Here is a 26,464-nt window from a genome sequence, read left to right on the forward strand (position 1 = left end):
TTTTACATGGGCCATGAACATCTACAAATGGGTGCCATGTTCTTTTCATTAGTTAGCTGAAAATGGTCAATTTTCAGTGAATTTTCATACATTAGAAAAGAGAGTATATCGAACAAACTTATACGATATACTCTCTTACTATTTGTTTTTCACAGTGGCCAGTTTACAGAATTATTCTTTGCCTGATACGAATGCCCATTTGTAGCTATAATCTCCACCGAATGGGTGAGAAACGATACCTTGAACATATGGTTTTTGAAGTGACATAACACCGCGTTGGTAAATTGGCGCGATAGCAGCGTCATCTTCGATCAAGATTTTTTCAGCTTTAGCCATTGCATCCCAACGACCAGCAAGGTCTTGAGACAATTCGCCTTTAGCTTGTTCAATCAATTTGTCAAACTCAGGGTTAGAGTAAGACATCAAGTTGTGTGAAGAACCAGTTACGAACAAATCGATGAATGTCATTGGATCCTGGTAATCAGGGCCCCATCCAGAGTTTTGGATATCGTAATCTTGCGCCTCATCAAGTTCTAAACGAACGTTGAATGGTACAGCTTTAAGGTTTACAGTCAAACCTTCAAGATTTGCTTCAAGTTGTGCTTTCAAGTACTCATCCATTTTCTTAGCAAGCTCAGAGTCTCCGCCAAGCAATTCAAGAGTAACTTCAGTTTCGCCAAGTTCTTCTAAGCCAGTAGCCCAGAATTTTTTAGCTTCTTCAGCATTGAATTCGTTCATGTCGCCGTTTACTTCACGGAAATCCGCGCCGCTCTCGTCGAAAGTGAATTCAGTTGGTACTAAGTAGTTAGCTGGAAGTGATCCGTTAGCCAATACTACGTCAGTTAAATCTTGTTTGTTGAACGCCAACGAAAGTGCACGGCGGATGTTTTCGTTCGCAAGTGGAGTTTTTTCACCATTGCGTTCTTGGTTGAATTTCAAGTAGAAAAGAGTTGGTTCAAGTTCTTTGATAACTTCTGCATCATCAGCGTATTGCATAGCGTACTCGCCTGAAAGGCCAGCGCGATCTTTTTCGCCTGAAGTGTAAAGGTTAACTGCAGTACCTGGCTCTTTAACTACGTCAACATTGATTTTTTCAAGTTGAACTGTTTCAGCATCCCAGTATTCAGCATTTTTTTCCATTGACCATTTAAGTCCAGTGCCATCCCAGTTAGTCAAGACGAAAGGACCGTTTGAAAGTAAGTTGTCTGAGTTAGACGCGTAAGCATCGCCTTTTTCAGTAACGAAAGCTTCATTTTGCGGGTAGAAAGTTCCGAAAGCCATTAATGACATGAAGTAAGGAACTGGGCGCTCAAGAGTAACTACTAGAGTTTTCTCATCAGTAGCTTCGATTCCTAGTTCAGCTTTGTCCATTTTGCCTTCAGAGATTGCTGTAGCGTTTTTGATCGTTCCAGCCATCATGTATGGACCATAAGGTGATCCAGTAGCCGGGTCGATCGCGCGCTGCCATGAGAAAACGAAATCTTGCGCTGTAACTGGCGTACCATTAGACCAGTTTGCATCACGCAATTTGAACGTGTAAGTCAAGCCGTCTTCGCTGACTTCTGGTTCGCCTTCAGCTAGAGCTGGCTCAGCAACGTTTTCTTGGTTCAAGCGGAACAAACCTTCGTTAACGTTGTTCAAGATGTTGAATGCTACAGAATCTTCAGCGATAGCTGAGTCCATTGAAGGAATTTCTGCGCCTTCCATCAAGTTAAGTTCTTGTACTGCATCTGGTTCTCCTGCAGCAGGTGCTTCAGTAGTTGTTCCTTCTTTTTCTTTCTCTGGTGTTTCAGATCCTTCTTCGCTTCCGCCGCCACATGCAGCTAAAAATGCGCTTAGAACTAAAACTAGGCTCATTAGCCAAAATAACTTGCTGTTCTTCACGTACGTGACCCCCTTAAGTTTTCTGAAAAATTGGTACACTGTTAATTATACATATTCTTTTTTCCTTGTACAGCGTTTTTTTTAACCAGATTACAATCTGATGACAGCAAGATGTCAAAGAAAAGTCGTGAAGTAGCGTGAATATTGGGTTTGTAAGCGTTTACTAAGGAAAAATTTATCATTTTTTTTTGATTTTTTTTTGTAAATCTTCTACACTATATTAGAACTGAGGTGCAAAAAAATGAAAAAATCTTTTATCGGTATATTAATAATTCAATTTCTAATCTTGTTGACCATGACTTTTAGAAGTGATCCATTCTCTCTTTTATCCTACATTAATACTTCTTTCATCTATGGAGGGGTATTGGTTTTCATCGGTTTATGGGTTTTTGTGATTAGAACCGGTGTATTCGATATCTTCACGATGAGTATGCGGAAAGTGTTTAAAGGAAAGTCGACACTTGAAGACGATGAGATGAGGCTCCCTTCGCAAACAATGGCTTTCTCCAGCTCCCCTTTGTTGATCATCGGCGGAACTACGCTGCTCGTTATGGGAATCTGTTTGCTGATTTATATGATGTAGATATTGCGCTGAATTTCTCCTTTGGTTTATAATGGATGAATATATGAAGCTATGATAAAGAGTAGTAGGTGGTCTTCCTTCTATAATAGAGAGTCTGTGGTTGGTGGAAACAGGCGAAGGATTCCATTGAATGGACTTTTGAGCTGAAACGGTGAAGCAACGTAGCCGTTTCCGTGTTCTTCACGTTATGAAGAAGAGTGGCTGGAAACGGCAACTAGGGTGGTACCGCGGAAAAACACATCATTCGTCCCTTTATGCAGGGATGTGTGCTGTGTTTTTTTATTTTGAGGAGGAATTGTCGATGAAAAAGATTTTTTCAGGCGTACAGCCTACCGGTACAGTGACTTTAGGAAACTATATCGGTGCATTTAAACAATTTACGGACCTTCAAGACGAGTATGATTGCATATTTTGCATCGTCGACCAACATGCCATCACGATGCCGCAGGACAGTAAAGAACTGCGGAGGAACATCAAGTCCTTGGCGGCATTGTACCTTGCAGCCGGCATCGATCCGGAGAAAGTGACCCTGTTCATTCAGTCGGAAGTTCCAGCACATGCCCAGGCGGGATGGATGATGCAATGCATCTCGACTATCGGAGAACTTGAACGCATGACTCAGTACAAAGATAAATCGGCTAAAAACGCTTCTGTCTTGGCTGGACTATTGACGTATCCCCCATTAATGGCGGCTGATATCCTGTTGTACCAAACCGATATTGTCCCTGTCGGAGATGACCAGAAGCAACATATCGAATTGACACGCGATCTGGCAGAGCGGTTCAACCGAAAATTCAATGATATTTTTACGATTCCAGAAATCCGCGTCCCGAAGAATGGCGCACGCATCATGTCGTTGCAGGACCCAACGAAAAAGATGAGCAAGTCCGACACCAATAAAAAAGCGGTTATTACATTGCTGGATGATCTGAAAACGATAGAAAAGAAAATTAAAAGCGCCGTTACCGATTCCGAAGGCATCGTCAACTACGATCCGATCAATAAACCGGGAGTAGCAAATCTATTGACCATTGAAGCTGCATTGACCGGTGAAACCATTGACAGCCTGGTTGCTAAATATGAAGGCTCCGGCTACGGGGATTTCAAATCTTCTGTCGCCAAAGCAGTTACAGAACATTTGGCCCCGATACAAGAGCGGTATGCTGCATTGATCGACTCAGATGAACTGGACAAAGTTCTTGATGCTGGCGCAGAAAAAGCCAATGCCCTGTCAAATAATACATTAAAGAAAATGGAAAATGCCATGGGCCTTGGCCGTAAAAGAAAATAAAACAAAAAGGGCTGCAGGGATTGCAGCCCTTTTTGTTTACTCTTTTCCAGAAATATACGCCCATTTGTAGCTATACTCGCTTCCAAATGGGTTTTTTATTATGTTTTTCACATATGGTTTTTGCAACGACATGTATCCCATTTGATAGGTGGGGGCAATGGCCGCGTCTTCTTCGATCAGGATTCTTTCAGCTTCTGCCAATGCTTCCCATCGTGCATCCTGCTCTTGCGCTAGCTCCCCTTTTGCTGATTCAACCAATGCATCAAATTCTTCGTTTGAATAAGACATCAAATTGAGTGGAGAATCTGTAACAAACAAATCAATAAATGTCATTGGATCCAAGTAATCCGGACCCCATCCTGTATGCAGGAACTCATAATCCTGTGCTTCTTCAAATTGCAAAAGAGCTTCAAAGGGCACTGTTTTTATATTTACTGTCAATCCTTCCAAGTTTTCTTCCAGTTGACTTTTCAATTCTTCATTTAAGTTAATAAATACTTCATGATCTTCGCTTAAAAGTTCCAGTGTTATTTCATCCAGCCCTTCTTCTGCTAATCCAGTCTTCCATAGCTCAGCGGCTTCTTCAGCATTGAATTCCAGCATATCGCCATTTACAGAACGAAAATCTTTTCCGCTTTCATCAAAAGCGAATTCTATTGGCACTAAATAGTTTGCTGGCACTGAACCATCCGCTAAGATAGTGTCTACCATTTCCTTCTTATTATAAGCTTGTGACAGGGCTCTTCGAATATTTTCATTTGCGAATAAGGTTTTTTCCCCGTCACGCAGCTGATTGAATTTTAAGTAGAAGATGGCAGGACTTTGCTCTTCTACCACTTCCGGGTCATCAGCATATTGCTTCGCAAATTCACCAACAAGATACGTACGGTCTTTTTCATCTGAAGTATAAAGCTCAACTGCATCCGCAGGATCTTTTACGACATCAAAATTTATCGTCTCAAGAACAACTGTTTCTGCATCCCAATATTCTTCATTTTTCTCCATTGACCAAGTTGTTCCGCTGCTTTCCCAACTAGCCAACGTGAATGGCCCGTTATAAAGTACTTGATCAGCGTTTGTTGCATAAGCGTCTCCGGCTTCTGTAACAAACGCTTCATTTTGCGGAAAGAAGGTCGGGAACGCCATTAGGGAAATAAAATACGGCACTTGCCGCTCAAGCGTAACAACCAATGTTCTTTCATCCGGTGCTTTTATCCCTAATTCAGAAGCTTCCATTTCACCCGCAGCAATAGCTTCGGCATTTGCGACAGTGCCTGCCATCATGTATGGACCATAAGGCGATTTGGTAGCCGGGTCAATTGCCCGTTGCCAAGCGTAAACAAAGTCAGCTGATGTAATGGGTGTACCATTTGACCAATTAGCCTCACGTAAGGTGAATGTGTAAGTCAACCCATCTTCACTAATGTCTGGTTCTTCTGCAGCAAGAGCCGGAATCGCTTGATTATCTTCGTCTAGACGGAAAAGCCCTTCGTTAACGTTGGTCAACACGTTAAAAGTACCGACGTCTCTTGCAAGTGCCGAATCCATCGAATTAAATTCACCGATTTCTATTAAGTTTAAGATTTGTTCATCATCCCTCTCAAGACTTTTTTCGTTCCCACTCCCTCCTGTTTCTGTCGCCTCACCATCGCTTTGTACCGTCTCTGTTTTAGTTTCCCCTTCTTGTTCGCTGCAACCAGACACAACGACAACTGCCATTAAAACTAAAACAATCAATAAAAAAACTTTGGTGGCATTCACTTTCAGTCCTCCTTCGAGTTGAGTTGATATGTATGCTTTAATTATACGCCTTTTCATTGAAATTGATATCATTTATTTGATAATTCAGATAATTCTGATCAAATTTATATCATAAACTAAGTTTGCTAGCTATTAAAATTCTTTCTAGTATAGAAAAAACATAGCATTATATAATTATTTTCCGAAAAGCCATAAAGTAGTTGCTTAGCTTAAATACATAGCTTTCAGTTCTCGCAATTAAACGATTCCTCATTAAGTGGTTGCTTAAGACAAATAAAAAACGGCAAGCTGCAAAAATAGCCTGCAGCTTACCGTTTTCATTTATCAAACTTTAAATTTTCTTGAATACCAAAGAAGCATTGTGCCCGCCGAATCCAAGTGAATTGCTCATCGCGTATGTCAAATCCGCTTTGCGCGCTTCATTTGGTACGTAATCCAAATCACATTCCTCATCCGGCGTGCTGTAATTCGTCGTTGGAGGCATTATGCCTTCTTTCAACGCAAGCGCAGTGAAGATTGCTTCAATGCCGCCAGCCGCTCCTAGGAGATGGCCCGTCATCGATTTCGTCGAACTCATGCCAAGCTTATAAGCGTGCTCACCAAAGACCGTTTTCACTGCCATCGTTTCGAAAAGGTCATTATAAGGTGTACTTGTGCCATGCGCATTGATATAGCCGACATCGGTTTTCTCAACACCGCCGTCTGCAAGTGCCTGTGCCATTGCGCGTGCTGCACCTTCTCCGCCTGGTGCCGGAGCTGTGATGTGGTGCGCGTCACCCGTTGAGCCATAGCCCACTAGTTCTGCATAAATTTTTGCGCCGCGTGCTTTAGCCTGCTCATACTCTTCGAGAATGATGATGCCGGCCCCTTCGCCGATGACAAATCCGTCGCGGTTCTTGTCGAACGGACGTGAAGCAGTCGCTGCGTCCGGGTTTGTTGTCAATGCGGTATTCGCAGTAAAGCCTGCCACAGACAATTGTGTAATTGGCGCTTCCGCACCGCCCGTGATCATTGCATCCGCGTCGCCGCGCTGGATGACTTTGAATGCATCACCGATGGAATTCGTACCTGATGCGCATGCTGTTACGGAACAAGAATTGATGCCTTTCGCGCCGAAGTAGATGGAAACTTGCCCTGACGCCATGTCAGGAATGATCATTGGAATTAAGAACGGGCTGATGCGGCGGACACCTCTCGTGTTCAAAACATCCATTTGGTTTTCAATCGTTTCCATACCGCCGATTCCTGACCCAATCCATACACCTGTGCGCAAAGCATTCTCTTCATTCAATTCCAGTCCAGAATCTTTCATCGCCATAATCGATGCAGCTAATGCATAATGCGTAAAGCGGTCCATTTTTCGAGCTTCTTTCTTTTCAACATATTCTTCTATTGAAAAGTCTTTTACCTCCGCAGCGATTTTGGCCGGGTATTTATCCGGATCTAACCGAGTCAACGGGCCAACACCGGATTTCCCGGCTTTTACTGCTTCCCAAGTTGTTTCAATGTTATTTCCTAAAGGAGTCACTGCCCCAATGCCTGTAACTACTACTCTACGATTTTCCATTCTATTCTATCTTCCTTTCGCTTAACCTTTTATTTGCCCCATCGCATTGCTATCGCGCCCCATGTTAAACCGCCGCCGAAACCGACCATAACGACGACATCGTCATCTTTGATCCGGCCTTCTTCCACATCTTCCACCAATGAAATCGGAATCGATGCTGCTGAAGTATTGCCATATTTGTGGATGGTCTTCGACATTTTCTCAATCGGTAGATCCAAACGGGTGCGAGAAGCTTCCATGATTCTGATATTCGCTTGGTGAGGGACAAGGAAATTCACATCTTCCTTTGTTAGTCCCGCTTTTTCAATTACATTGATCGCAGATTCGCCCATTTGCCGAACTGCGAATTTGAACACTTCCCGTCCGTTCATCACCAAATGGTCTTTCTCGTCCTGGAAAAGATGCTTTCCGCCGGTGCCGTCCGCTCCAAGTTCAAACGACAAGATTCCCCGTCCTTCTGAAACTTTGCCCATGATGACCGCTCCGGCTCCATCGCCGAAAAGCACAGCTGTATTGCGGTTTTCCCAATCGGTGATTTTCGATAATTTCTCGACGCCGACGACTAGAACGTATTTATAAGTGTCAGACTCGATAAATTGCTTCGCTGTAATCACGCCGTACATGAATCCCGCACAGGCTGCAGAAACATCCATTGCCGCTGCATGCTTGGCTCCGATTTCTTGCTGGATCATGCTTGCTACGGATGGGAACGGCTGGTCAGGCGTTACTGTTGCAACCAGAATCATTCCGATTTCTTCTGGATCGATGCCGGCGTTTTTTATCGCCTGATTTGCAGCTTCCAACGCCATATGAGATGTATCCTGGTCGTCTTTCGCAATTCTGCGCTCTTCAATGCCAGTCATTGTGCGAATCCATTCATCTGAAGTATCCAGGCTTTTTTCCAAATCCTTATTCGTCAATATACCCTCTGGCAAACATCTTCCTACGCCGAGTATCCCTGCATTCATGATTGGTCCCTCATTTCAATTAACATCAATTATTAGTACCTGGTAATAATAATACGTCATTTGCCCATTTATTTCAACTCGCTGACAAATTTCGGACAAATAATCTTTGAAAATCGGAAACTTTCTTTCTGTCTGTGAACCGGTATGATATGATTAACACAGATATTTCTATGTCGAGGTGAAAATTGATGCAATTTCTAGGTACATTCTTTTGGTCTTTCTTGTTGATTTCGTTATTGAATTACGTAGTAAGCGCAGTGCAGAACGTTCCATTCGACTTTATGGTGGGTGTCTATATTTCTGTAGCTGTGGCAATCTTGATATTCGTCCTGTCTTCATTGATCCCGGACGGCCCTGCACCTGAAAAACATTAATAATAGAAGAAAAGAAGCGTAAGCCGGAATTCCGGATTACGCTTCTTTTTTTATGATGGCCAAACGGTTGTCTTCCATTGTCAGCTGCAAAGTAGAGTTTGGTTGGATATCCCCTTTGATCAGCTCACGTGCGATATTGGTTTCTATTTCCCGCTGAATAAAACGTTTCAGCGGACGTGCTCCAAAAATCGGATCTGTCCCCGCTTCAACTACATAGCGAATGACTGATTCATCAACATCCAATTTTAATTGCTGCTGGGCCAAGCGTGCTCCGAGTTCTGCAAGCATTTTTTTGGCGATGCCATAGAAATGGCTATTATCCAAGGCATGAAAAATGACGATATCGTCTATACGGTTTAATAGTTCCGGCTTGAAATGCTTGCGGAGCTCCGCCATGATGATGTCATCCAATGAATGCTCTTTCGTTTCCTGCCCGATAAACGCCGATCCGATATTTGATGTCATGATGACGACGGTATTGGAAAAGTTCACGAGCCGTCCGTGGCTGTCCGTGATACGTCCGTCATCCAGAATCTGAAGCAATATATTGGCTACATCAGGATGTGCTTTTTCAATTTCATCCAACAGCACAACCGAATACGGATTTCGCCGCACCGCTTCCGTCAATTGGCCGCCTTCTTCATAGCCGATATATCCAGGAGGCGCTCCCACCAAGCGGGAAACACTGTGTTTCTCCATATACTCCGACATGTCGATGCGGATGAAATGATCTTCCGAATCGAAAAGGTTGGCAGCCAATGCTTTAGCTAGTTCCGTCTTCCCTACCCCTGTTGGTCCAAGGAAGATAAACGAACCTATCGGCTTTTGCACGTCTTTGATGCCTGCTCTGGCCCGCCATACGGCTTCAGTCACCAACTCTACCGCGCGATCCTGGCCGATTACACGTTCTTTCAATGTATCGCCGAGGCGCAGCAATTTATCCCGTTCCCCTTCAACCAATTTCGTCACCGGAATTCCCGTCCAACGGGCTACGATCCCAGCAATTTCCTCTTCCGTCACTTCTTCCCGCAACAGGCGTTCCGCCCCTTCTTTCTCGAGGTCCGATTCTAACGAAGCCAATTCTTTCTCAAGTTCAGGAATCTTGCCGTGGCGCAGCACTGCAGCGGCGTTCAAATCGTAGCGGTTTTCAGCTTCTTCAAGCTGTCTTCTATATTGGTCCAGCTTTTCGCGTTTTTCCTGGATTTTCTTCAATGCTTCTTTTTCAGAAGTCCATTGCTGCTTCATGCCGGCGGAAGACTCTTTCAGCTCGGCAATTTGCTTGCGGAGCGTTTCCAGGCGTGCTTTGCTGGCTGCGTCTTTTTCTTTCATCAATGCCTGCTCCTCGATTTCAAGCTGCATGAGCTTGCGGGTCACTTCGTCGAGCTCTTGGGGCATCGAATCGATTTCTGTGCGGATCATTGCGCACGCCTCATCGATCAAGTCGATCGCTTTGTCCGGAAGAAAACGCTCTGTAATATAACGGTCCGACATTGCCGCAGCCGCTACAATTGCTCGGTCATGGATGCGCACCGCGTGGTGCAATTCAAAACGTTCTTTCAAACCGCGTAAAATCGATACGGTATCTTCCACAGAGGGTTCACGCACCATAACTTGCTGGAAGCGCCGTTCCAGTGCTGGATCTTTTTCGATGTGCAATCGATATTCATCTAATGTGGTTGCTCCGATGCAATACAGTTCGCCGCGCGCAAGCATCGGCTTCAGCATATTCCCAGCGTCCATTGCGCCTTCCGTTTTACCGGCGCCGACAATCGTGTGGATTTCATCAATGAACAAAATGATTTGGCCAGCACTATCCTTGACTTGTTTCAAAACGCTTTTCAAGCGCTCTTCGAATTCTCCGCGGTACTTAGCACCAGCAATCAATGCGCTCATATCCAGCTCATAGATAACCCGATCCTTCAGACCTTCCGGCACATCGTTGCGCACGATGCGCTGTGCCAAACCTTCGACAATTGCGGTTTTCCCTACGCCCGGCTCACCGATCAATACAGGGTTGTTTTTCGTTTTCCGCGATAAGATACGGATTACATTGCGGATTTCCTGATCCCGGCCGATGACGGGATCCATTTTCCCGGATTTCGCCTGCTCCACCATATTGCGTCCATATTGTTCAAGCGGCGATTGCTGTTCTTGATTCTGGTTTGGAAATTGAACCATTCTGCTCACTCCTTTAAAAGTTTGACCTTTCTTGACTAATTCAATTATATGAAATTCGCCCCTTAAAAGCAAACGATTAAACCATAAAAAAAGGCCCTCAGGAAAAATGAATTTCCGGAAGACCTATCCGCTTTAACGGATGCCAAGCGCCATTTTGGCGTAGCGCGACATATTTTCTTTGCCCCATACCGGCTGCCAGACGATTTTTACATCGACTTCTTCAATTTCAGGCAGTTCGTATAATGCTCTTTTCACCATATCAACAATCTGGGGCCCCATTGGGCAACCCATTGAAGTCAATGTCATTGTTACGACAGCAAAACCGTCTTCTGACATATCCACGTCATAGACTAAGCCGAGGTTTACAATATCGACACCCAATTCCGGGTCGATAACTTGTTCCAAAGCGCCCATCATACTGTCTCTCATATCTTGATCCATTTAAAGTCCCTCCTTCTTCTGCTCTTTCTATCTTAACAAAGTTTCCGTGTATTTCAAATTCCCCTGCTTATTGTCCTGCCGTATGCCTCGCCAGCCAGTCGGTTGCCGCCAGCATCCCGCTCCGGCTGACAGCATGCCCCGCTTCTTTGTCACGCATAAAATAGAGGCGTTCGGGAACTTCTGCATAATCTTCCACTAATGCTTTGTAAAAGCTGAATATCGGCGAAAATGGCACAGTGGCGTCTTGTTCGCCATGCCAAAAAAACACCGGCCGGCTATTGAAAATCGATTTGTTCTTCGTAGCATCGAAATGCTCCAGCGTTTGCAACATTTTGCGCCGCTCTTCCTCTGTAATAGGCAGCTTGAATCCTTTTGACTCAAATTGCTGCATTTGCGCTTTCGCCAATTGGACATAGTTTGCGGCACCCATCATGACGGCCGACGCTCTGATCCAAGGATAAACAGTCAGCGCACCGAGTGTCGTGATGCCTCCCATGGAAGTGCCCCCGACGCCAATCTCACCCGTAGCCAATTGCTTTCTATGTAATTCATTATTCAAAATTTCCAGCTCTTCGATCGACATCAGTACCACTTCCCAAAAGCGCAGGCTCATCTGGATCCCGTCTAGCCCTTCTTCCCGTTCCCCGTGGAGATGTGCATCCGGCAACAATACACGGAGGCCTTTTTCAGCCAATTGATAGGCGTAATGCAGATTATGTTCTTTAGCGCTCATATGCCCGTGAAAAAATACCACGGTCGGCAGCCGTTCGTCGATTTTGTCATCCGGCACCACATGCAGCAGCGGTATGCCTTTCCAACTTTCTCTCTCTACACGCATCGATCTCACTTCCTTCCCTTTCATCCTATCAATGTTCTGAAACACCGGCAAGCATTCCACAGCCACCTAAAAAATTTCCAAAAACGGTTGATCAGCTATCAAGTTTCTTTGACGAAACAGTTGCCTTATCGCTACACTATATAATAGAGAGAAAGGAGACGGATACCATGAAACAACACCTGATTGTACTGGACTTGGACGGGACGCTATTAACCGATCAGAAAGTCATATCACCTAAGACCAAGCAAACCTTATTCCAAGCTATTGAGGCGGGGCATCAAGTTATGATTGCCACTGGCCGCCCTTATCGTTCGAGTGAACCTTATTATAAAGAGTTGGGTTTGCAGACGCCGATAGTCAACTTCAATGGCGCTTTTGTGCACCATCCAACAAATAATAGTTGGGGGACGCACCATACGCCTATTTCGCTGGATGTCGTCCATGAAGTCGTCGAGTCAATGCATGATTTCAACTTCCATAACATCATTGCGGAAGTATTGGACGATGTCTACGTCCACCACCACGATGAAAAACTGATGGACATCTTCAGCATGGGAGACCCAAGCATCACGATCGGCGATTTGCGGAATTACCTGCGGGTAGATCCGACTTCAATGCTGATTCACGCACCTTATGAAAAGGTTGAATTGATTCATGCACATTTGAACTCTGTCCATGCGGAAGTCATCGATCATCGCCGCTGGGGTGCTCCGTGGCACGTTATCGAAATAGTCAAAAGCGGCTTGAACAAAGCGGTCGGAATTGACCGCGTCTCCAAATCACTCGGCATCGCAAAAGAAAACATCATTGCTTTCGGAGATGAAGACAATGATCTTGAAATGATCGACTATGCAGGAGTTGGAGTTGCAATGGGCAACGCTATCGGCCCCTTAAAAAATATCGCCAATGAAATTACATTGACGAATAATGATGACGGCATCGCCGAACTGCTGATTGACCGTTTGAAATTAACTAAATAACATATTGCAGGTCCAAAATAAAAAGGAGGATTTTTATGAGATTATTTGCTGACAGCGCTTCTGATTTGCCGAAACAGTTTTTCGTAGACGAAAACGTTGATTACTTCCCATTGCGCGTCCATATCGGCACCGCAGAATATGAAGACATCCGCACAATCCATTCCAAAACTGTTTACGATGCGATCCGTTCAGACATCCAACCGAAAACTTCGCAAGTTTCACCGGAAGAAATGATGAACACATTTGAAAAATTGGCGAAAGACGGAGAAGAAGGGCTTTATATCGCCTTCTCTTCAGAATTGTCGGGTACATACAATACAGCGGTCATGGTCGCTGACCAAGTCCGCGAAGACCATCCCAATCTGGATCTGACAATCATTGATTCGAAAGCTGCATCACTTGGCTATGGAATGATCGTCAAAGAAGCCGCGCGTCTCCGTTCTGAAGGACAGCCGCGCGCCGCTATCATTGACGCAGTCAATTTTATGGTTGCACATCTGGAAAGTCTATTTACAGTTGAAGATTTGGATTATATGGCGAAAGGCGGGCGTATTTCCAAAGGAAGTGCCTTTGTCGGCGGCATATTGAACATCAAACCCCTACTTCACGTAGAGGACGGCAAACTAGTACCAATCGAAAAATTGCGCGGCCGGAAAAAAGTACTGAAACGCATGGTTGAATTAATGAAGGAACGCGGCTCCGATTGGAAAGAACAGACGATTTCAATCAGCCATGGCGACGATATCGAGTACGCGCTGATGTTGAAACACGAAATCGAAGATCAGCTCCAGCCGAAAAACGTGGAAATCTATTTGATCGGCTCTGTCATTGCAGCACACACTGGCCCTGGAACGCTCGCTGTATTTTTCCTAAGCCAATTGAAAGCCTGAGGTGAACAGACAATGAGGAAGATTGTAATCATTGGAGCGGTCGGCGGCGGCGCGACTGTCGCGGCGCAAATTCGATTTTATGATAAAGAGTCCGCCATCGCGGTGTTTGATCGCGATTCGACGATGAGCTATGCTGCTTGCGGCACGCCTTACGCTATTGGCGAAGTCATTGAAGACCCTGAGTCTTTGCTGATGGCAGACCCTTCATCTTTCAAAGAAAAACGCGATATCCAAGTTTTCCTAAAGCACGAAGCGTTAGAAATCAAACGCAGTGAAAAGGCTATCACAATAAAAAATACGACCACTGGTGAAAAATTCGATGAAAGTTATGATGTGCTAATCCTGGCAACAGGCGGCTCCGCAATTGTACCTGACATCGACGGATTGTTCTCCGCCGAAGTATTTGTACTCCGGAGTTATGGAGATATGGAGAAGATCAAAAAATTCATCAAAGAACGCAAGCCTAACAGCTGCTGCATTTCAGGTGCCGGGTTTATTGGCATCGAAATGGCTGAAAATTTGAAGGAGCTTGGCATTGATGTGAACCTGGTCCATAAATCGCCGCACGTCATGTCGATCCTTGATGAAGACATGTCTGCTTTGGTCAAAACAGAGCTGCAAGCGAATGGCGTCAATGTCAGGACTGGCGTTAATGTAGAAAAAGTTGACCGGAACGCGGTAACTTTATCAAATAGCGAAACATTTGAAACAGATTTCCACATCCTGAGTGTAGGCATCAAGCCTAATACGGAACTGGCTGAAAAAGCAGGGCTCCCGATTGGCGATACAGGCGGCATCAAAACAAACGGCTTTATGCAAACAGCCGATCCAAGTATTTACGCTTTAGGGGATTCATCTGAAAATACTGATCTCGTAACTGGTGCTCCAAAGCGCATCCCTCTAGCATGGCCTGCCCATCGGCAAGCCTACCTGATTGCGCGCCATTTGACCGGCAACACCATTCCGAAAACCGGCTTGCTTGGTACATCCATTGCCAAAGTATTTTCGAAAACTATCGCCATGACGGGATTAAGCGAAACGATGATACAGGAAAGCGGACTTCCTTATGAAACCGTCATCCATAAAGGCAATTCAAATGCCGGCTATTATCCTGACCATTCAAGATTAACGTTGAAAGTGCATTACCACTCCGAGTCCCGCAAAATTTTAGGTGCTCAATGTTTTGGCGGAAAAGGCGTCGACAAACGGATTGATGTAATCGTCACTGCCATGTACGCTGGCCTAACGGTAGAAGATCTGCAAGCGCTGGAGCTTTGCTACGCCCCACCGTATTCTTCACCTAAAGACCCGATCAATATGATCGGCTATAAAGCTGTTAAATAAGAAAAAACGGTCCCTCGAAACAGGGACCGTTTTTTCTTATTTTTTTTTCGCAGCTCCGTCAGCTTTGCGCTGCTTTCCTTTTCTCCAGACTAACCAGATGAAAAACATGAACAAGACATAAAGGACAGCAAGCGCCGCCAGATAAGCAGTATTCAATCCTTTTTCTTCTGTCACGTGGAATGTATCGGCAATTTCCCGGTCAAGCGTGATGCGATAATTGCCATTGCTTTCCTGACGCACAACGTCGCTTTCAAACAATCCGCGCATTTCTTTATCGCTGCCGATTTCTGCCGCAGGGATGCTGATGCTTTTCGTCGACGATGAATTATTGATCGCAACAATCCACATTTCCTCTTCGTTAAAACGCTTGTAGACGATCCAGCCGTCTTCTTCATGAAGCACTTCGGTTTCTCCTGTGCGCATTGCCTCGGAAGAGTTCCGCAGCGAATTCAAATTCGTGATGTGGTCAATCAATTCTTCTTCCACTGCCAAATCCATAATCTGATGCGACTCAGGCAACTCACTGCCGTTCATCGCTGTTTCCGAACCGTATTGCACGACTGGGATTCCAGGCATCGTCAACAGCTGGGTCATAATCAGGCGCCAGCGCGTCGGTGGAAATCCTCTCTCTGCAACAGCGTCGGCAGTAAACCGGGAACCGAGAAGCGAATCAACGCGGACCAGGTCTTCCGGACTTTTCTCAATAAGTTCGGGCAGCCCCGAAGAATCTTGGTCGAAGTTCTTATAGCTGCTTCTGAGCACTTCTTCCGCACCAGGCAATACAACTGCGTCCATGCCGTCTATCCCTTCACTTTCCTGATCATTGATCAGGTAAACGTTGCGGATATTTTTCATTTCGCTGGAAAAGATTTCGATAAATCCAGTATCGACCTTATCCGATTCCAACAAACGCAAACCATCAACTTCATATTTCTTGATGAAATCGCCGATTGCGGTCACCAATTGCTTTTGGGCTTCAGAATTCGATGTATCAAGTGCTAATGTGCCGTCCGTGTTCTCGGTAAACCACTCTGGATTTTCAGCCGCCCAGGCGTGATCCCTGCTCAGGCTTTGCGTCGGAATATCCACCATGACTTTCATGTCTTCTTTATGGCTTTGTTCAATCAGGGCCTGAAGCTCTTCTTCGGTTCCGAAGTGGCGCTCCAACTGGCTATAATCCAGCACAGTCTTGCCGTCATATGTAGAAGTGGCAAAAACGGAGCCAATCGACATCATCGTGAAACCCATGTCCTTTATGTGCATCATTTGATCTGAGAGGCCGGCAAAATCCCCGCCGCTGAATGCCGCTGGGTCTTGTGCGCTCACTTCAAAATCATTGTCGATCTTTTTATTGAAATACCGGTCAACCAATACATCGTAGATGATTTCGTCCTCAATCGACCGTTCTTCCGCCGCCGCAGCGGGTTCGATCGGACTTAACAACAGTGCTCCGATCAGCACGCTTAATAGCCATTTTGCTTTCAATCCAATATCCTCCCTCAATGAGGCTCAATTAATCCGTTTCACTCGGTCTATTTTATCAAAAATCCACAGTTCCCTGTTGAAGAAAATGCAAATAACCAACAGTTGTCCGGCACTTTCGTCTAAACTGTGAATTTCAGCATAAAAAAACAGGCGCAAAGTGCGCCTGTTTTTCTAAAGATCATGCCAGGAAACTAATGCCTACTGGCAATTTGAAGCCTAGGAACATTGTTACAAATAAAAAGACAGCGAACAACGCCCAGAATAAAGTGACCGGTTTTTGTTTTTTCGAGCGTACCAGCACCATTTCCATCATGCCAATTGTCAATATTCCGAATAGGAACTTCATGCCGTACAACATTGCATCATAAGAAGAATGTTCGACGAACAAAGTCAATCCGGAAATCACGATCAGAATGTAGAACAAGCGAAGGACCATATGCGTAATCTTGCGCCCTTTGCTTTCTTTGGCCATGAATGCAGCCACTAGAAACAAGACAATGCCGATGACCCAAGTCGTAATGTGTAGATGTGTAGTATCAGTTAAGAAAGCCAAATCGTCACCTCTTCTAAAATTGTCTTTTTCAGTTTAGCATAACTTTGCACCTAAAAGACATGTTTGCCGTTATGACAAATGTGTGACGAGTGTGCCGATTGATTCGATTGATACTTTAACTGTATCTCCAGCTTTCAGGAATTTTGGCGGGTTAAACCCTTTCCCCACTCCTGCAGGTGTTCCTGTCAAGATTACATCACCTGGTTCTAGCGCGATGTATTTCGATACTTCCGAAATGATGTCATCTACGCGGCGGATCATATTTTCCGTATTGCCATTCTGACGGACTTCATCATTCACTTTGGTGACGACTGAAAGGTTCTGAGATTGTGGTATCTCATCTTTAGTGACGAGATATGGTCCCATCGGGCAAGAACCTTCAAGGCTTTTCCCTAGGAAGTACTGTTGGTGTTTCGTTTGCAGATCGCGCGCCGTTAAATCATTGGCGATTGTGTATCCAAAGACATAATCGTAAGCCATCTGCTTCGGAATTTTTTTGCCTGCCTTACCGACTACAATAGCCAATTCGCCTTCATAATCATAAGCTTTTGTTAAGTCGCTATGGACTGAAACCGTTGCTTCGTCTCCAACAATTGTACTCGGCGTTTTAGTGAAGACCACCATTTCAACAGGTGCTTCCCCGCCCATTTCCTTCGCGTGGTCCGCGTAATTCTTGCCGACACAGATAATATTTTTAGGTGTCCGTGTAATTGGCGCTAGCCATTCGATATCTGAAAAAGAGAGTTTGAATTGCTCAGGATGTTCAGATTTTCCAGCTGCTTCAATCAGTTTCCGCATTTGTTCAACAAATTCCATTCCCTCGGAAACCCCTTCAACAAGCTTTTGTGGAAAAGATGGCAGCACTTCCAGCTCTTGCTGAATCGCTAATACATCCCATACTGCTTCTTCTTTCTTAACTTTCGGTCCAAAACGTTCTTCCCCTTCAAATCGAAAAGATAACAGCTTCATACTTCAAACACTCCTTTTCTATGATTCCATTCATTATACACATTCATTGTTTTGAATTGTTGCTTTTTTCGAAATTTCGTCCGTAAGTCGCTTTTTTCCATACAAACTCAAGTGGTCCTTGTGAAAATTTGGAAAGCCATATTTCTGCGAAGATAAGTTGTACTGCAAAAATCCCTAATGCAATCAAAGTGCCGACCGCTATGTCCACCTGGCCATAAAGCCCGAATCCATAAGAATAGAAGATGAATGTCGCAATCAATGATTGCATGATGTAAATTGTCATCGACATGCGCCCCACATTGGCTAGTGGGTGGAAGAGTTTACGGAAACCTTTATAACGCGACAGCAAAACGATTGCCGCAGCATAGCCGATTGAAACTAAAGGTCCACCTAGGGAATCCTGGACATACATGAACGCATAGTTTTTTTCAAAAAGGAACGGCGTTGATTTTAATAGAAGCCCTATTCCCAATCCTCCAACAGCTAGTGCTGTCCATACACCCTTTAGCTCCGATGCCCGTTCGACAAGCCGCCATTTTGCAGCAGCCGCTCCGAGCATCATATGCGGCAGAATCATTACAAGCAGCAAAAGATAAGTCGATGGGTTGTTCCCGTTCATCCAATCATCCAAGCGCTGACGAAAAATTTCAGCGAATGAACCCCTCGGATAAGCTGAAAGCGAGTTTTGGACTTCTTGCATGCCCGTGTAGAAATTCGGATCTACTGACACCGCGATGAACATCAACGCAGTCAAGAAAAACTGCGGGATGGCATACAGCAAAGCCGCAAATCCCAATAGCCACGCCGAAGGCAGCCGCAGCATGCCAATCAGCAAGATTCCCGATATGGCATAAGTGATCAAAATATCCCCATACCAGATTAAAAACGCATGCACAATGCCGATCAGCAGCAGGAAAGCCAGGCGTTTTACTGCCAGCGGTGCAAATTTCCGCCCGCTCTTCTGCGCTTTAACGAACTGCATTGCTAAACCATACCCGAATAACATAGAAAATAACGGGTAAAAACTCGCTTGCACAAATATATCCAGAAAAGTGAATACCTCCGTATCCCATTCGCCGTCAAACCAGCTATAAGGATCAATATAAGAAAATGGTGAGTGGAACGCAGGCATATTGATCAACAGGATTCCAAGAAGCGCAAATCCTCTCATCAAGTCCAATGCCTCAATTCGTTCGTTGGTAGCCACAGGTTGTATTTTCACTTAAATCCCCCTAAATCTTCTCTGTCCGGTCAGCGGCGAACAAATACAGCAGGCGTTCTTGGATGCGGATCTGCAGAATAGCCTCTGCCGCTTCCTGGTAAACGGCTAATTGTACACTGTAGCGCGATGCCATCTCCTGTCCGATATCCGCAATTCCCCGGACACTATCCGTTTTATAATCCAGCAGAACCCAGCCCCCCTCTTCTTCAAAAAGGCAGTCAATAATCCCCTGGATGATTTGGTGGTCGCCATCTTGGTCTTTTTTCGCATAGGTAAAGGGAACTTCGCGTTTAATGTTCTTGGACCTCGACAAGCGGCCGTATAGCTCACTGCTGTAAAATTTACTGATGCTGCTGGCGCGGACAGCCTTTCCTTCGTCTTCCGATAATATTTCCTTGCCTACCAGCTCTTCTATGAATTCCTGGATTTCAGGCACAGACATTTTTTTGTCCAGTGGAATATGCTGCATGACAGCATGGACGGCGGTGCCGACATCTGCAGCCGACATCCGTTTTTCCTGCATGAAGTCCGGTCGGTGGGCCAATGCGCGCTTTACCGCGCCTTCGGTTGCATTGATAAATGATTCTGGTTCATCCAGCCGCTGCAGCATCTGCAGGCGCTTCATCTCGGAGACAGATTGCTTCGACCTTTTCTCGACTGCTTGTTGATGCGGATAGCGGAAATCGAATCTTCGCCACACTTCATCCGTGTAATCGATATCCCCCGTCTCCGCATGGAGCAATTCTTCGACGTCCAACACTGCTGGCAGCAATGAAGTGGATTCGATGATGCTGACATGGAAACGGGAGTGGTGCGGCAATTGCTGTCCGCCAGTGCCGAATATTTCTGCTGCATCAGGATGGCGCGACAATGCAGGACCAATCCAATCGAGATACGTTTTCGCACGGGAACGCAGGAAATCAGGCATCAAAATCTGCGGGGAGTTGACCTTCCATTTTTCAAGCAGCCGGTCTATGTCTTTAACTGAAGCCGTCATGTACAAGCGTTCTTTGGCGCGTGTCATCGCAACATATAAGACTCGCATTTCTTCCGCTTTCATCTGCAGTTGTTTCATTTCTTTTACCGCCAAAAATGGCAGTGAGGTATATTCCAAGCGGGTATCCGGATTGATGGCTTTTACAGCCAGCCCATAATCCTGGTCGAATAGATAAGATTTCCGAAAATCCATTTCGTTGAACGATCGGCCGGTTCCGGCAAAAAAGACGACCGGAAACTCCAAGCCTTTCGATTTATGCACGGTCATCAAACGCACGACATTTTCTTTTTCACTCAACGATTTAGCGGTTCCCAAATCGTCCCCGCGTTCGCGCATCCGGTCGATAAAGCGCAAAAAGCGGAACAGTCCGCGGAACGAGGTTTTTTCATATTCCAGCGCACGGTCATGCAATGCACGCAAATTCGCTTGGCGCTGCTTGCCGTTCGACATGGCCCCGGCCATTTCATAATAATTCGTGTCCAGGTAAACCTGCCAAATTAATTCTGCAAGAGAGCCCCGGCGAGCCAGGTTTCGCCAGTCTTCCAGCTGGTAGGTAAAGCGTTGAAGTTTTTCTGCTGCTGCCGGGTCGATGCCCGTACCGTTGCGGATAAACGTTTTCGCCGCTTCATAGAACGAAGCGTTCGGTGCAGCCAAACGGATTTCCGCCAATTCATTTTCCTTCAATCCGATGAATGGAGCCCGCAGCACCGATGCTAGCGGGATATCCTGGTACGGGTTATCGATGACGCGCAAGGTGTTGAGCATAATCATTACTTCCAGCGCATCAAAATAGCCGCCGGTGAGTTCTGCGTATAGCGGAATTCCTGCCGCCTTGAACTCATCCGCAAAATCGCCCGACCACGTCATCGATCTCATCAAGACGACAATGTCGCTGTATTCCAGCGGCCGATTGTCCTGCTTCCATGGATCATAGACAAGCGTCCCTTGCGCCATAAGCTTGTGGATTTCGCCTGAGATAAAACGTGCCTCCCATTGTGACTTCGCCATATCATCTTCCGGCTCTTCTTCCGTTTCCGGCTCATGGATCAGCACCATTTCGAGCGGCACTTCCATTTCTGGGAACGGCGCTTGATGCTTCAATTCGGCGGACGCGTCGTAAGTGATTTCCCCGACGCGCTCACCCATGATCTGTGAAAATATATAATTTGTGCCATCGAGGATTTCTCTGCGGCTTCTGAAATTGGCGTTCAAATCGATTTTCAGGCCAGTGCCTTCCGCCTCAGCCGTGAAGCGTGAATATTTGCCGAGGAACAGCATCGGCTCCGCCAAGCGGAAGCGGTAGATTGACTGCTTGACGTCACCTACCATGAACAAATTGCCTGCTGCCTCCGTGCCGGATTTCACCAACGACAGGATCTTTTCCTGCAGCATATTCGTATCCTGGTATTCATCCACGAGCACTTCCTTGAATTGCCGCTGGTAGTCTTTTGCGATGTCCGAAGGGTTTCCGCCATCACTCAAAATCTGCAGCGCGTAATGCTCCAAATCTGAAAAATCGACAATTGCCCGGTCAATCTTCAAAGCTTTATAACGTGAACCGAAAGTCTTCGTTAAAGCTGTCAATGTTTCCATCAACGGTGCCATTTCACGCATTTCTTCAAGCAGCCGTTTTGGTCCCCTTGTAAAATAAGACTCAAAAATGCCATTGACGAGTTTTTTCACTTCGTTGCGTCGCGCCTTTGCTTCTTCCGCCAGTTTCGCATCGCATGAATCTTTTTTAATTGACGCCGCTTTTGGCCATGCCACTGATTTGCTCAGTTCATGCAGGCTTTCCCAAGATTCATCCAGTGCCCCAATTGCACTCTGGATGACCGCAATGTCCAAATCGAATGTGCCCACAAGAACCTCAGGGCCTTCCGGTTCGAGTGCCAGCGCCTTGCCTTCATGCGCAAGCTGCAGCGCTTCATCAAAAGCATGGCGGATTGCCATTTTCAAATCACCGATAAACGGCAAATCATCAATTGACGCGCTTTCCGGCACTGCATATAGCGCCGGCACTTGGTCCAGCCATTGCTCAGGGTCCGGATGGACGCGCGAATAATCGTAAAGCTTATTCAACAGAACTTCCATCGCCTGGTCGTTGCGGTCTGAAGTGAAACTGTCGGCTAAACGGTATACAGCTTCAGCCCCTTCGCCTTCATAAGCTTCTTCAAGCACCGCTTCTAGCACATCGTCCCGCAGCAGCGCCGCTTCGGTTTCATTGGCGATGCGGAAGCCTGGATCGATTTCAAGCAGGTACGCATACTGCTTCACCACTTGCAGGCAGAATGAATGCAAAGTCGAAATTTGCGCTTTGTTGATGAGGCGCAATTGCTTCCGCAAATGCTTCGATTCCGGATTTTCAGCCACCGCTTTTTCCAGCGCCCCCAGCATGCGGTGGCGCATTTCAGCGGCTGATGCATTGGTGAACGTCACGACCAACAATTCGTCGACGGAAATCGGATCGTTTTCCGCCAGCACTTTCTCAATCATCCGGTTGATCAGCACTGCCGTTTTGCCGGAACCGGCCGCGGCGGACACGAGCATATCCTGCCCTTTTGCCCAAATGGCCTGCCATTGTTCGTCTGTCCAAGTGGCATCAGTCGGTTTGTTCGGTATCATCGCCTGCAGCCTCCTTTCGAATAAGTTCAATTGCCTTGTCCGTGTTCAAAACAGGCAGTTTGCGATAATGCTGATCGGGGTCTGCCGGATCGAATTGGCAAACCGACCGATAAGAACAAAACTGGCATGGTGTCTGGTCTTTTACTTTATACGGCGTAATTTGGGTATCACCTTCCAAGATGCCGTTGCCGGCTGCCTGGTGTTTGCCGCGGACAAATCTGCGGATGGCTTGCATGTCTTCTTTCATCACCGTTTTCGATTGCGACTTGGAAAGTTCACCGCTTTTATTCAGGCGCACCGGAATAACATTGGAATAGCCGTCGATGCCGCTGTCCATCGCCTCGATGACTTCGGGATCTTCAACAAGCAGCCCGTTCATCTTGAATGATTTGGCGACTTCCTCTTCTATTTCATCCGCTGTCATCAGCTTCGAGAGTTTCAACATCGGATTGTGCATGTGGAAATATAGCACGCCAGCCGGTTCTGCCGGGTTGCCTAGGAGGCGTTCCGAATTGTCGAGAGCTACGTCCAGGTAAGTGAATGTCTGAAGCGCCAACCCGTGGTAGACATCGCCCAGTTCAAGCCCTTGTTTCGATGATTTATAATCGACGATGCGGATATACGACTTGTCATGGATTTCCGTTGAATCGATGCGGTCAATACGGCCGCGAATATTCATGAGCCGCCCCTTATGCAACGGCACCTCAAGCGGAGGAATCGATTCTTTAAGACCAAAGCTGACGTCCATCGCTACAGGCCTAAAGCCGGTCACTTTCGCGTGCTTGCCAAGCATGAATGCGGTCTGTCGGATAATGGCTTCAAGTTTATGCTGGATATAGCGGTAGCGGTGGGAACTCATCAAGATGTGATTTACGAAATAAGGCGATAATTGGTCTATTGCCGCCTTCGCAAGTTCATTGCATTGCTTCTGGCTTAGCGAAGACCAGGATACACCCAATCTCGCAACTTCATCTGAAATCCATTTGATGGCTGCGTGGAACAGATCCCCCATAGCCGGAGCAGCCAGTTTATATTGACTCCGCTCTTCAAGCCGGAGGCCGTAGGAGACGTATTGCGCAAACGGGCAGCCGAAATAGGTTTCCACCCGCGACACGCCTGACGAAATTGTTGTGCCATACAGCGGCTCTGCGATTTCTTCGCGCAGCGTATCCGCTGTATTCGGTTTAATCGGTTCCAAAATCCTTGCCACTACCGAAGACCATAAAGGATCTTCGCGGTAATAAGCGAGGACTGCACGCCATTCCGGCGCCAATTTGCCGCCGCGCAGCTGCGACGTCAGATAGGAAAGAGAGGCGCGTGGATGTGAAATATAGTCAAGAGGCGCTGCATCTTTCAATTCCGTTGGGTCGATAGCGGCCGGCGTCAAAGCGATGCCGAACATATCCTGAAGCTTTTGGATGTAAAGCGAAGGCAGCAATGCCTTCCCTTCTTCGTCTGCAATTGGATAAGAAACAACAAGCAAATCCGATGCTGATGTAAATGTCCGGTAAGCCATATAGGTCTCATCCATCAAACGACTTTTGGAAGTCGGCGCCAATTCAAAACCGATTTGGGCAAACCATTCCCTGTCCGTATCTGTCAGCAAGCCTTCTTGTTCAACGCGCTTCGGCAATATACCGTCATTCGCGCCGATGACAAAGACCGACTTGATGTCCATTAAACGGGCCAAATCCATTTTCGAAACCGTAACTTGGTCCAAGGAAGGCGGAATCCGTGAAAATTCCAAGGTTTCAAAACCTTCATCCAGAATTTTCGCGGCTGCCGGCAGACCGATTTCCTGGTCGCCGAACATGAGGACGAATTGATCGAGCACTGCCACCCATTGGTTCCATGCCTGTTCGTGCTCGGCAGCAGCCAATAGCCGGTGCTCCCTTTCCTCCCGGTCTTTGAGCGTCTGCAATTTGCTGTAAACATCCTGTTCTTCGATGAACAAATAAAGCGCTTCTGCAAAATCGCGCCCCGTCCGGCAGCTGCCGAAGTTTTCCTTCAGACGTGAAAGAGGATCCCGAATAAGATCGCGCACAGCATGAAGCTCAACTTGCGCCGCCCGCTCTTCGTCGGTCTGGATGCCGGTATGCATTTCAAGCCCGCGGTATTTCTTAAAGAACCAGCGTTTGTCATCAAACCAGCGGTCGCCGAAAATGCCGTTGGCGATGACGAAGTTTTCAAGTAGATCGCTCCGCTCGCGCCATTTCGAGACGCTTGCTTCCGGAAAAAACAAATCCGTCTTGACCGCGCGGAACACGGGTTCATATGAATAATTGGACAGCACGGCTTCAAGCACCGAGCGGCTGAATTCGATAAGCGGATGGTGCAGCATCGTTTTCTTTTGGCTGATGAAATAAGGGATATCGTATTGCGGTAAGATCGTATTGATCAATTCATCATATACTTCCGGCTGGCGGTAAAGCACAGCGATCTCGTTATAGCGCATCCCCTCCTGCGCTTGGTGGCGGATAGACCGTGCCATAGCATGGACTTCTGCCCTGCGGTTTGAAGCTTCCACCAAGCGGATATGGCCCTGCGACACAAAATTCGGCTGTGGGTAATCATCAAAATACTGCTCCAAATGGGCAAGTTCCGCATTTGTGAAACGCCGCTGCCTTTCCATTTGGACCGGATGTTCAATATCCACGCTTTCTTTTCGTGCGAAGTCGGTCAGCCGCTGCGCTGTATTGGCGGACTGATGGAAAAGCGCCTGCTCATCCCTTCCATCAGAAGCATTGTCCATCGGTAGCGCAATCGTGACGTTTTTTGCGTATTTCATCAGCTCCACGATGATCTCGTATTCACGTGCAGTGAATGACACAAATCCGTCGATGTAGATGTCGGCATCTTTGACAAGCTCTGAATGCCGGATTTTTTCCGCCAATAACGCCAAATGGCCTTCGGAATCGACGAATACTTTCCCAAGGCGGCTTTCTATTTCAGCTAAGATCAATTCCAGATCTGCTGCTTTATCAAGCAGCGTTCGCGGGGCACCGGCCGTTTCCAGCGAAGAACGGATGGTCGAAAGCTCTCCGCAATCGACGCAATATCTGGCGAACTCTTTCACCAATTGTTCAATTTGATCGGTGAACCCGCGTTTGCCAGCAGCTCTGCGAAAAAGCTGGAACTCGTCTTTATGTTCTTCAAGGAGACTGCGGATCAACATCCGGTAGCCGAAAGCATCGACTTCTTTGCGGCTGATGCCGCCAACTTCCTGCAGCACCCGCCATGCTAGGCGCTTAAATGTCACTGCCTGCGCGCGGATCATGCCGTTCATGCCGTACGCAGAAGAAAGCCGATACTCCGTAGAGAACGACATTTGGTCAGGAACGACGAAAAATATCGGATCCCCGTCTCTGCTGCGCTTTAATTCTTCAGCAATTTCTTCCTGTATAAACCGGGTTTTGCCGGAACCTGCACGTCCATAGACAATTCGCAATGACACATTACCACTCCTTTTCAGAACGTTTGTTCTTATTATATAAGAAAAACAGGTAAGTTGCTACTT

General features: G+C 46.4%; 19 protein-coding genes and 1 other annotated feature. Of the genes, 6 read left to right on the forward strand and 13 right to left on the reverse strand.

All coding sequences use genetic code 11. From position 1 onward, the window contains the following. Positions 1 to 171 precede the first annotated feature (171 nt). The gene (locus AC4EHJ_RS05925) at positions 172 to 1,884 is read right to left on the reverse strand and encodes a peptide ABC transporter substrate-binding protein (RefSeq protein ID WP_490974641.1); all 1,713 of its coding nucleotides are present in this window, start codon (positions 1,882 to 1,884) and stop codon (positions 172 to 174) included. A 241-nt stretch (positions 1,885 to 2,125) separates the two neighbouring features. On the opposite strand from AC4EHJ_RS05925, the gene AC4EHJ_RS05930 reads away from it, so the two are divergent. Further along, complete coding sequence (locus tag AC4EHJ_RS05930) at positions 2,126 to 2,467, forward strand: DUF3899 domain-containing protein (RefSeq protein ID WP_490974642.1); 342 nt, start codon at positions 2,126 to 2,128, stop codon at positions 2,465 to 2,467. Between the two features lie 42 nt (positions 2,468 to 2,509). Then, positions 2,510 to 2,722, forward strand: a binding site (T-box leader). Between the two features lie 46 nt (positions 2,723 to 2,768). Next, positions 2,769 to 3,758 (forward strand): tryptophan--tRNA ligase, encoded by a 990-nt coding sequence (trpS, locus tag AC4EHJ_RS05935; RefSeq protein WP_490974643.1) that lies wholly within the window; start codon positions 2,769 to 2,771, stop codon positions 3,756 to 3,758. 36 nt (positions 3,759 to 3,794) lie between these two features. Here trpS and AC4EHJ_RS05940 read toward each other — a convergent pair whose 3' ends face one another. The 3 genes from AC4EHJ_RS05940 to AC4EHJ_RS05950 all read right to left on the reverse strand — a co-directional run bounded on the left by AC4EHJ_RS05940 (position 3,795) and on the right by AC4EHJ_RS05950 (position 8,054). After that, a complete protein-coding gene (locus AC4EHJ_RS05940; RefSeq protein ID WP_490974644.1) occupies positions 3,795 to 5,519 on the reverse strand; it encodes a peptide ABC transporter substrate-binding protein in 1,725 nt (574 codons plus the stop codon). 331 nt (positions 5,520 to 5,850) lie between these two features. Continuing rightward, the gene (fabF, locus tag AC4EHJ_RS05945) at positions 5,851 to 7,086 is read right to left on the reverse strand and encodes a beta-ketoacyl-ACP synthase II (protein ID WP_490974645.1); all 1,236 of its coding nucleotides are present in this window, start codon (positions 7,084 to 7,086) and stop codon (positions 5,851 to 5,853) included. 29 nt (positions 7,087 to 7,115) lie between these two features. Then, positions 7,116 to 8,054, reverse strand: coding sequence for a beta-ketoacyl-ACP synthase III (locus tag AC4EHJ_RS05950; RefSeq protein WP_490974646.1), 939 nt, complete (start codon positions 8,052 to 8,054; stop codon positions 7,116 to 7,118). Positions 8,055 to 8,242: 188 nt separating this feature from the next. Here AC4EHJ_RS05950 and AC4EHJ_RS05955 point away from each other — a divergent pair, with 188 nt between their 5' ends. Beyond that, on the forward strand, positions 8,243 to 8,428 hold the full coding sequence (locus AC4EHJ_RS05955) for a YjzD family protein (protein ID WP_490974647.1): 186 nt from the start codon (positions 8,243 to 8,245) through the stop codon (positions 8,426 to 8,428). 36 nt (positions 8,429 to 8,464) lie between these two features. On the opposite strand, the gene AC4EHJ_RS05960 is transcribed toward AC4EHJ_RS05955, so the two are convergent. The 3 genes from AC4EHJ_RS05960 to AC4EHJ_RS05970 form a co-directional block, all read right to left on the reverse strand. Next, positions 8,465 to 10,606: an ATP-dependent Clp protease ATP-binding subunit gene (locus tag AC4EHJ_RS05960; protein WP_490974648.1), complete on the reverse strand. Its 2,142-nt coding sequence runs from the start codon at positions 10,604 to 10,606 to the stop codon at positions 8,465 to 8,467. A 132-nt stretch (positions 10,607 to 10,738) separates the two neighbouring features. Next, positions 10,739 to 11,047 carry a metal-sulfur cluster assembly factor gene (locus AC4EHJ_RS05965; RefSeq protein ID WP_135502344.1) on the reverse strand — a complete coding sequence of 103 codons (309 nt, stop codon included), beginning with the start codon at positions 11,045 to 11,047 and terminating at the stop codon, positions 10,739 to 10,741. 67 nt (positions 11,048 to 11,114) lie between these two features. Next, the gene (locus AC4EHJ_RS05970) at positions 11,115 to 11,885 is read right to left on the reverse strand and encodes a prolyl oligopeptidase family serine peptidase (protein ID WP_490974649.1); all 771 of its coding nucleotides are present in this window, start codon (positions 11,883 to 11,885) and stop codon (positions 11,115 to 11,117) included. A gap of 167 nt (positions 11,886 to 12,052) precedes the next feature. Here AC4EHJ_RS05970 and AC4EHJ_RS05975 point away from each other — a divergent pair, with 167 nt between their 5' ends. The 3 genes from AC4EHJ_RS05975 to AC4EHJ_RS05985 are packed head-to-tail and all read left to right on the forward strand — an operon-like array spanning position 12,053 to position 15,099. Next, positions 12,053 to 12,865 carry a Cof-type HAD-IIB family hydrolase gene (locus AC4EHJ_RS05975; RefSeq protein ID WP_490974650.1) on the forward strand — a complete coding sequence of 271 codons (813 nt, stop codon included), beginning with the start codon at positions 12,053 to 12,055 and terminating at the stop codon, positions 12,863 to 12,865. 35 nt (positions 12,866 to 12,900) lie between these two features. Beyond that, positions 12,901 to 13,755 carry a DegV family protein gene (locus tag AC4EHJ_RS05980; protein WP_490974651.1) on the forward strand — a complete coding sequence of 285 codons (855 nt, stop codon included), beginning with the start codon at positions 12,901 to 12,903 and terminating at the stop codon, positions 13,753 to 13,755. Positions 13,756 to 13,767: 12 nt separating this feature from the next. Further along, positions 13,768 to 15,099: a CoA-disulfide reductase gene (locus AC4EHJ_RS05985; protein WP_490974652.1), complete on the forward strand. Its 1,332-nt coding sequence runs from the start codon at positions 13,768 to 13,770 to the stop codon at positions 15,097 to 15,099. A 36-nt stretch (positions 15,100 to 15,135) separates the two neighbouring features. On the opposite strand, the gene AC4EHJ_RS05990 is transcribed toward AC4EHJ_RS05985, so the two are convergent. From AC4EHJ_RS05990 to addB, 6 genes are all read right to left on the reverse strand, one after another. Beyond that, entirely contained in the window at positions 15,136 to 16,584 is a 1,449-nt protein-coding gene (locus AC4EHJ_RS05990; RefSeq protein ID WP_490974653.1) for an alpha-amylase family glycosyl hydrolase, read from the reverse strand. A 178-nt stretch (positions 16,585 to 16,762) separates the two neighbouring features. Further along, the gene (locus tag AC4EHJ_RS05995) at positions 16,763 to 17,137 is read right to left on the reverse strand and encodes a YisL family protein (RefSeq protein ID WP_490974654.1); all 375 of its coding nucleotides are present in this window, start codon (positions 17,135 to 17,137) and stop codon (positions 16,763 to 16,765) included. Positions 17,138 to 17,206: 69 nt separating this feature from the next. Next, positions 17,207 to 18,106 carry a fumarylacetoacetate hydrolase family protein gene (locus tag AC4EHJ_RS06000; protein WP_490974655.1) on the reverse strand — a complete coding sequence of 300 codons (900 nt, stop codon included), beginning with the start codon at positions 18,104 to 18,106 and terminating at the stop codon, positions 17,207 to 17,209. 43 nt (positions 18,107 to 18,149) lie between these two features. Further along, positions 18,150 to 19,328 carry a DUF418 domain-containing protein gene (locus AC4EHJ_RS06005; protein ID WP_490974656.1) on the reverse strand — a complete coding sequence of 393 codons (1,179 nt, stop codon included), beginning with the start codon at positions 19,326 to 19,328 and terminating at the stop codon, positions 18,150 to 18,152. A 10-nt stretch (positions 19,329 to 19,338) separates the two neighbouring features. After that, positions 19,339 to 22,947 carry a helicase-exonuclease AddAB subunit AddA gene (gene addA / locus AC4EHJ_RS06010; RefSeq protein ID WP_490974657.1) on the reverse strand — a complete coding sequence of 1,203 codons (3,609 nt, stop codon included), beginning with the start codon at positions 22,945 to 22,947 and terminating at the stop codon, positions 19,339 to 19,341. After that, positions 22,925 to 26,401, reverse strand: coding sequence for a helicase-exonuclease AddAB subunit AddB (addB, locus tag AC4EHJ_RS06015; RefSeq protein ID WP_490974658.1), 3,477 nt, complete (start codon positions 26,399 to 26,401; stop codon positions 22,925 to 22,927). Before addB ends, addA begins: the two co-directional genes overlap by 23 nt. Positions 26,402 to 26,464: the final 63 nt, after the last annotated feature.

Source organism: Planococcus sp. TJ-301, assembly GCF_058268475.1.

Excerpts from the sequence above, each read along its gene's own strand:
- addA (WP_490974657.1), bottom strand. The coding sequence starts at position 22,947 with ATGATACCGAACAAACCGACTGATGCCACTTGGACAGACGAACAATGG.
- fabF (WP_490974645.1), bottom strand. The coding sequence starts at position 7,086 with ATGGAAAATCGTAGAGTAGTAGTTACAGGCATTGGGGCAGTGACTCCT.
- AC4EHJ_RS05980 (WP_490974651.1), top strand. The coding sequence starts at position 12,901 with ATGAGATTATTTGCTGACAGCGCTTCTGATTTGCCGAAACAGTTTTTC.
- AC4EHJ_RS05965 (WP_135502344.1), bottom strand. The coding sequence starts at position 11,047 with ATGGATCAAGATATGAGAGACAGTATGATGGGCGCTTTGGAACAAGTT.
- AC4EHJ_RS06000 (WP_490974655.1), bottom strand. The coding sequence starts at position 18,106 with ATGAAGCTGTTATCTTTTCGATTTGAAGGGGAAGAACGTTTTGGACCG.
- trpS (WP_490974643.1), top strand. The coding sequence starts at position 2,769 with ATGAAAAAGATTTTTTCAGGCGTACAGCCTACCGGTACAGTGACTTTA.
- AC4EHJ_RS05975 (WP_490974650.1), top strand. The coding sequence starts at position 12,053 with ATGAAACAACACCTGATTGTACTGGACTTGGACGGGACGCTATTAACC.
- AC4EHJ_RS05960 (WP_490974648.1), bottom strand. The coding sequence starts at position 10,606 with ATGGTTCAATTTCCAAACCAGAATCAAGAACAGCAATCGCCGCTTGAA.
- AC4EHJ_RS05970 (WP_490974649.1), bottom strand. The coding sequence starts at position 11,885 with ATGCGTGTAGAGAGAGAAAGTTGGAAAGGCATACCGCTGCTGCATGTG.
- AC4EHJ_RS05955 (WP_490974647.1), top strand. The coding sequence starts at position 8,243 with ATGCAATTTCTAGGTACATTCTTTTGGTCTTTCTTGTTGATTTCGTTA.
- AC4EHJ_RS05985 (WP_490974652.1), top strand. The coding sequence starts at position 13,768 with ATGAGGAAGATTGTAATCATTGGAGCGGTCGGCGGCGGCGCGACTGTC.
- AC4EHJ_RS05930 (WP_490974642.1), top strand. The coding sequence starts at position 2,126 with ATGAAAAAATCTTTTATCGGTATATTAATAATTCAATTTCTAATCTTG.
- AC4EHJ_RS05950 (WP_490974646.1), bottom strand. The coding sequence starts at position 8,054 with ATGAATGCAGGGATACTCGGCGTAGGAAGATGTTTGCCAGAGGGTATA.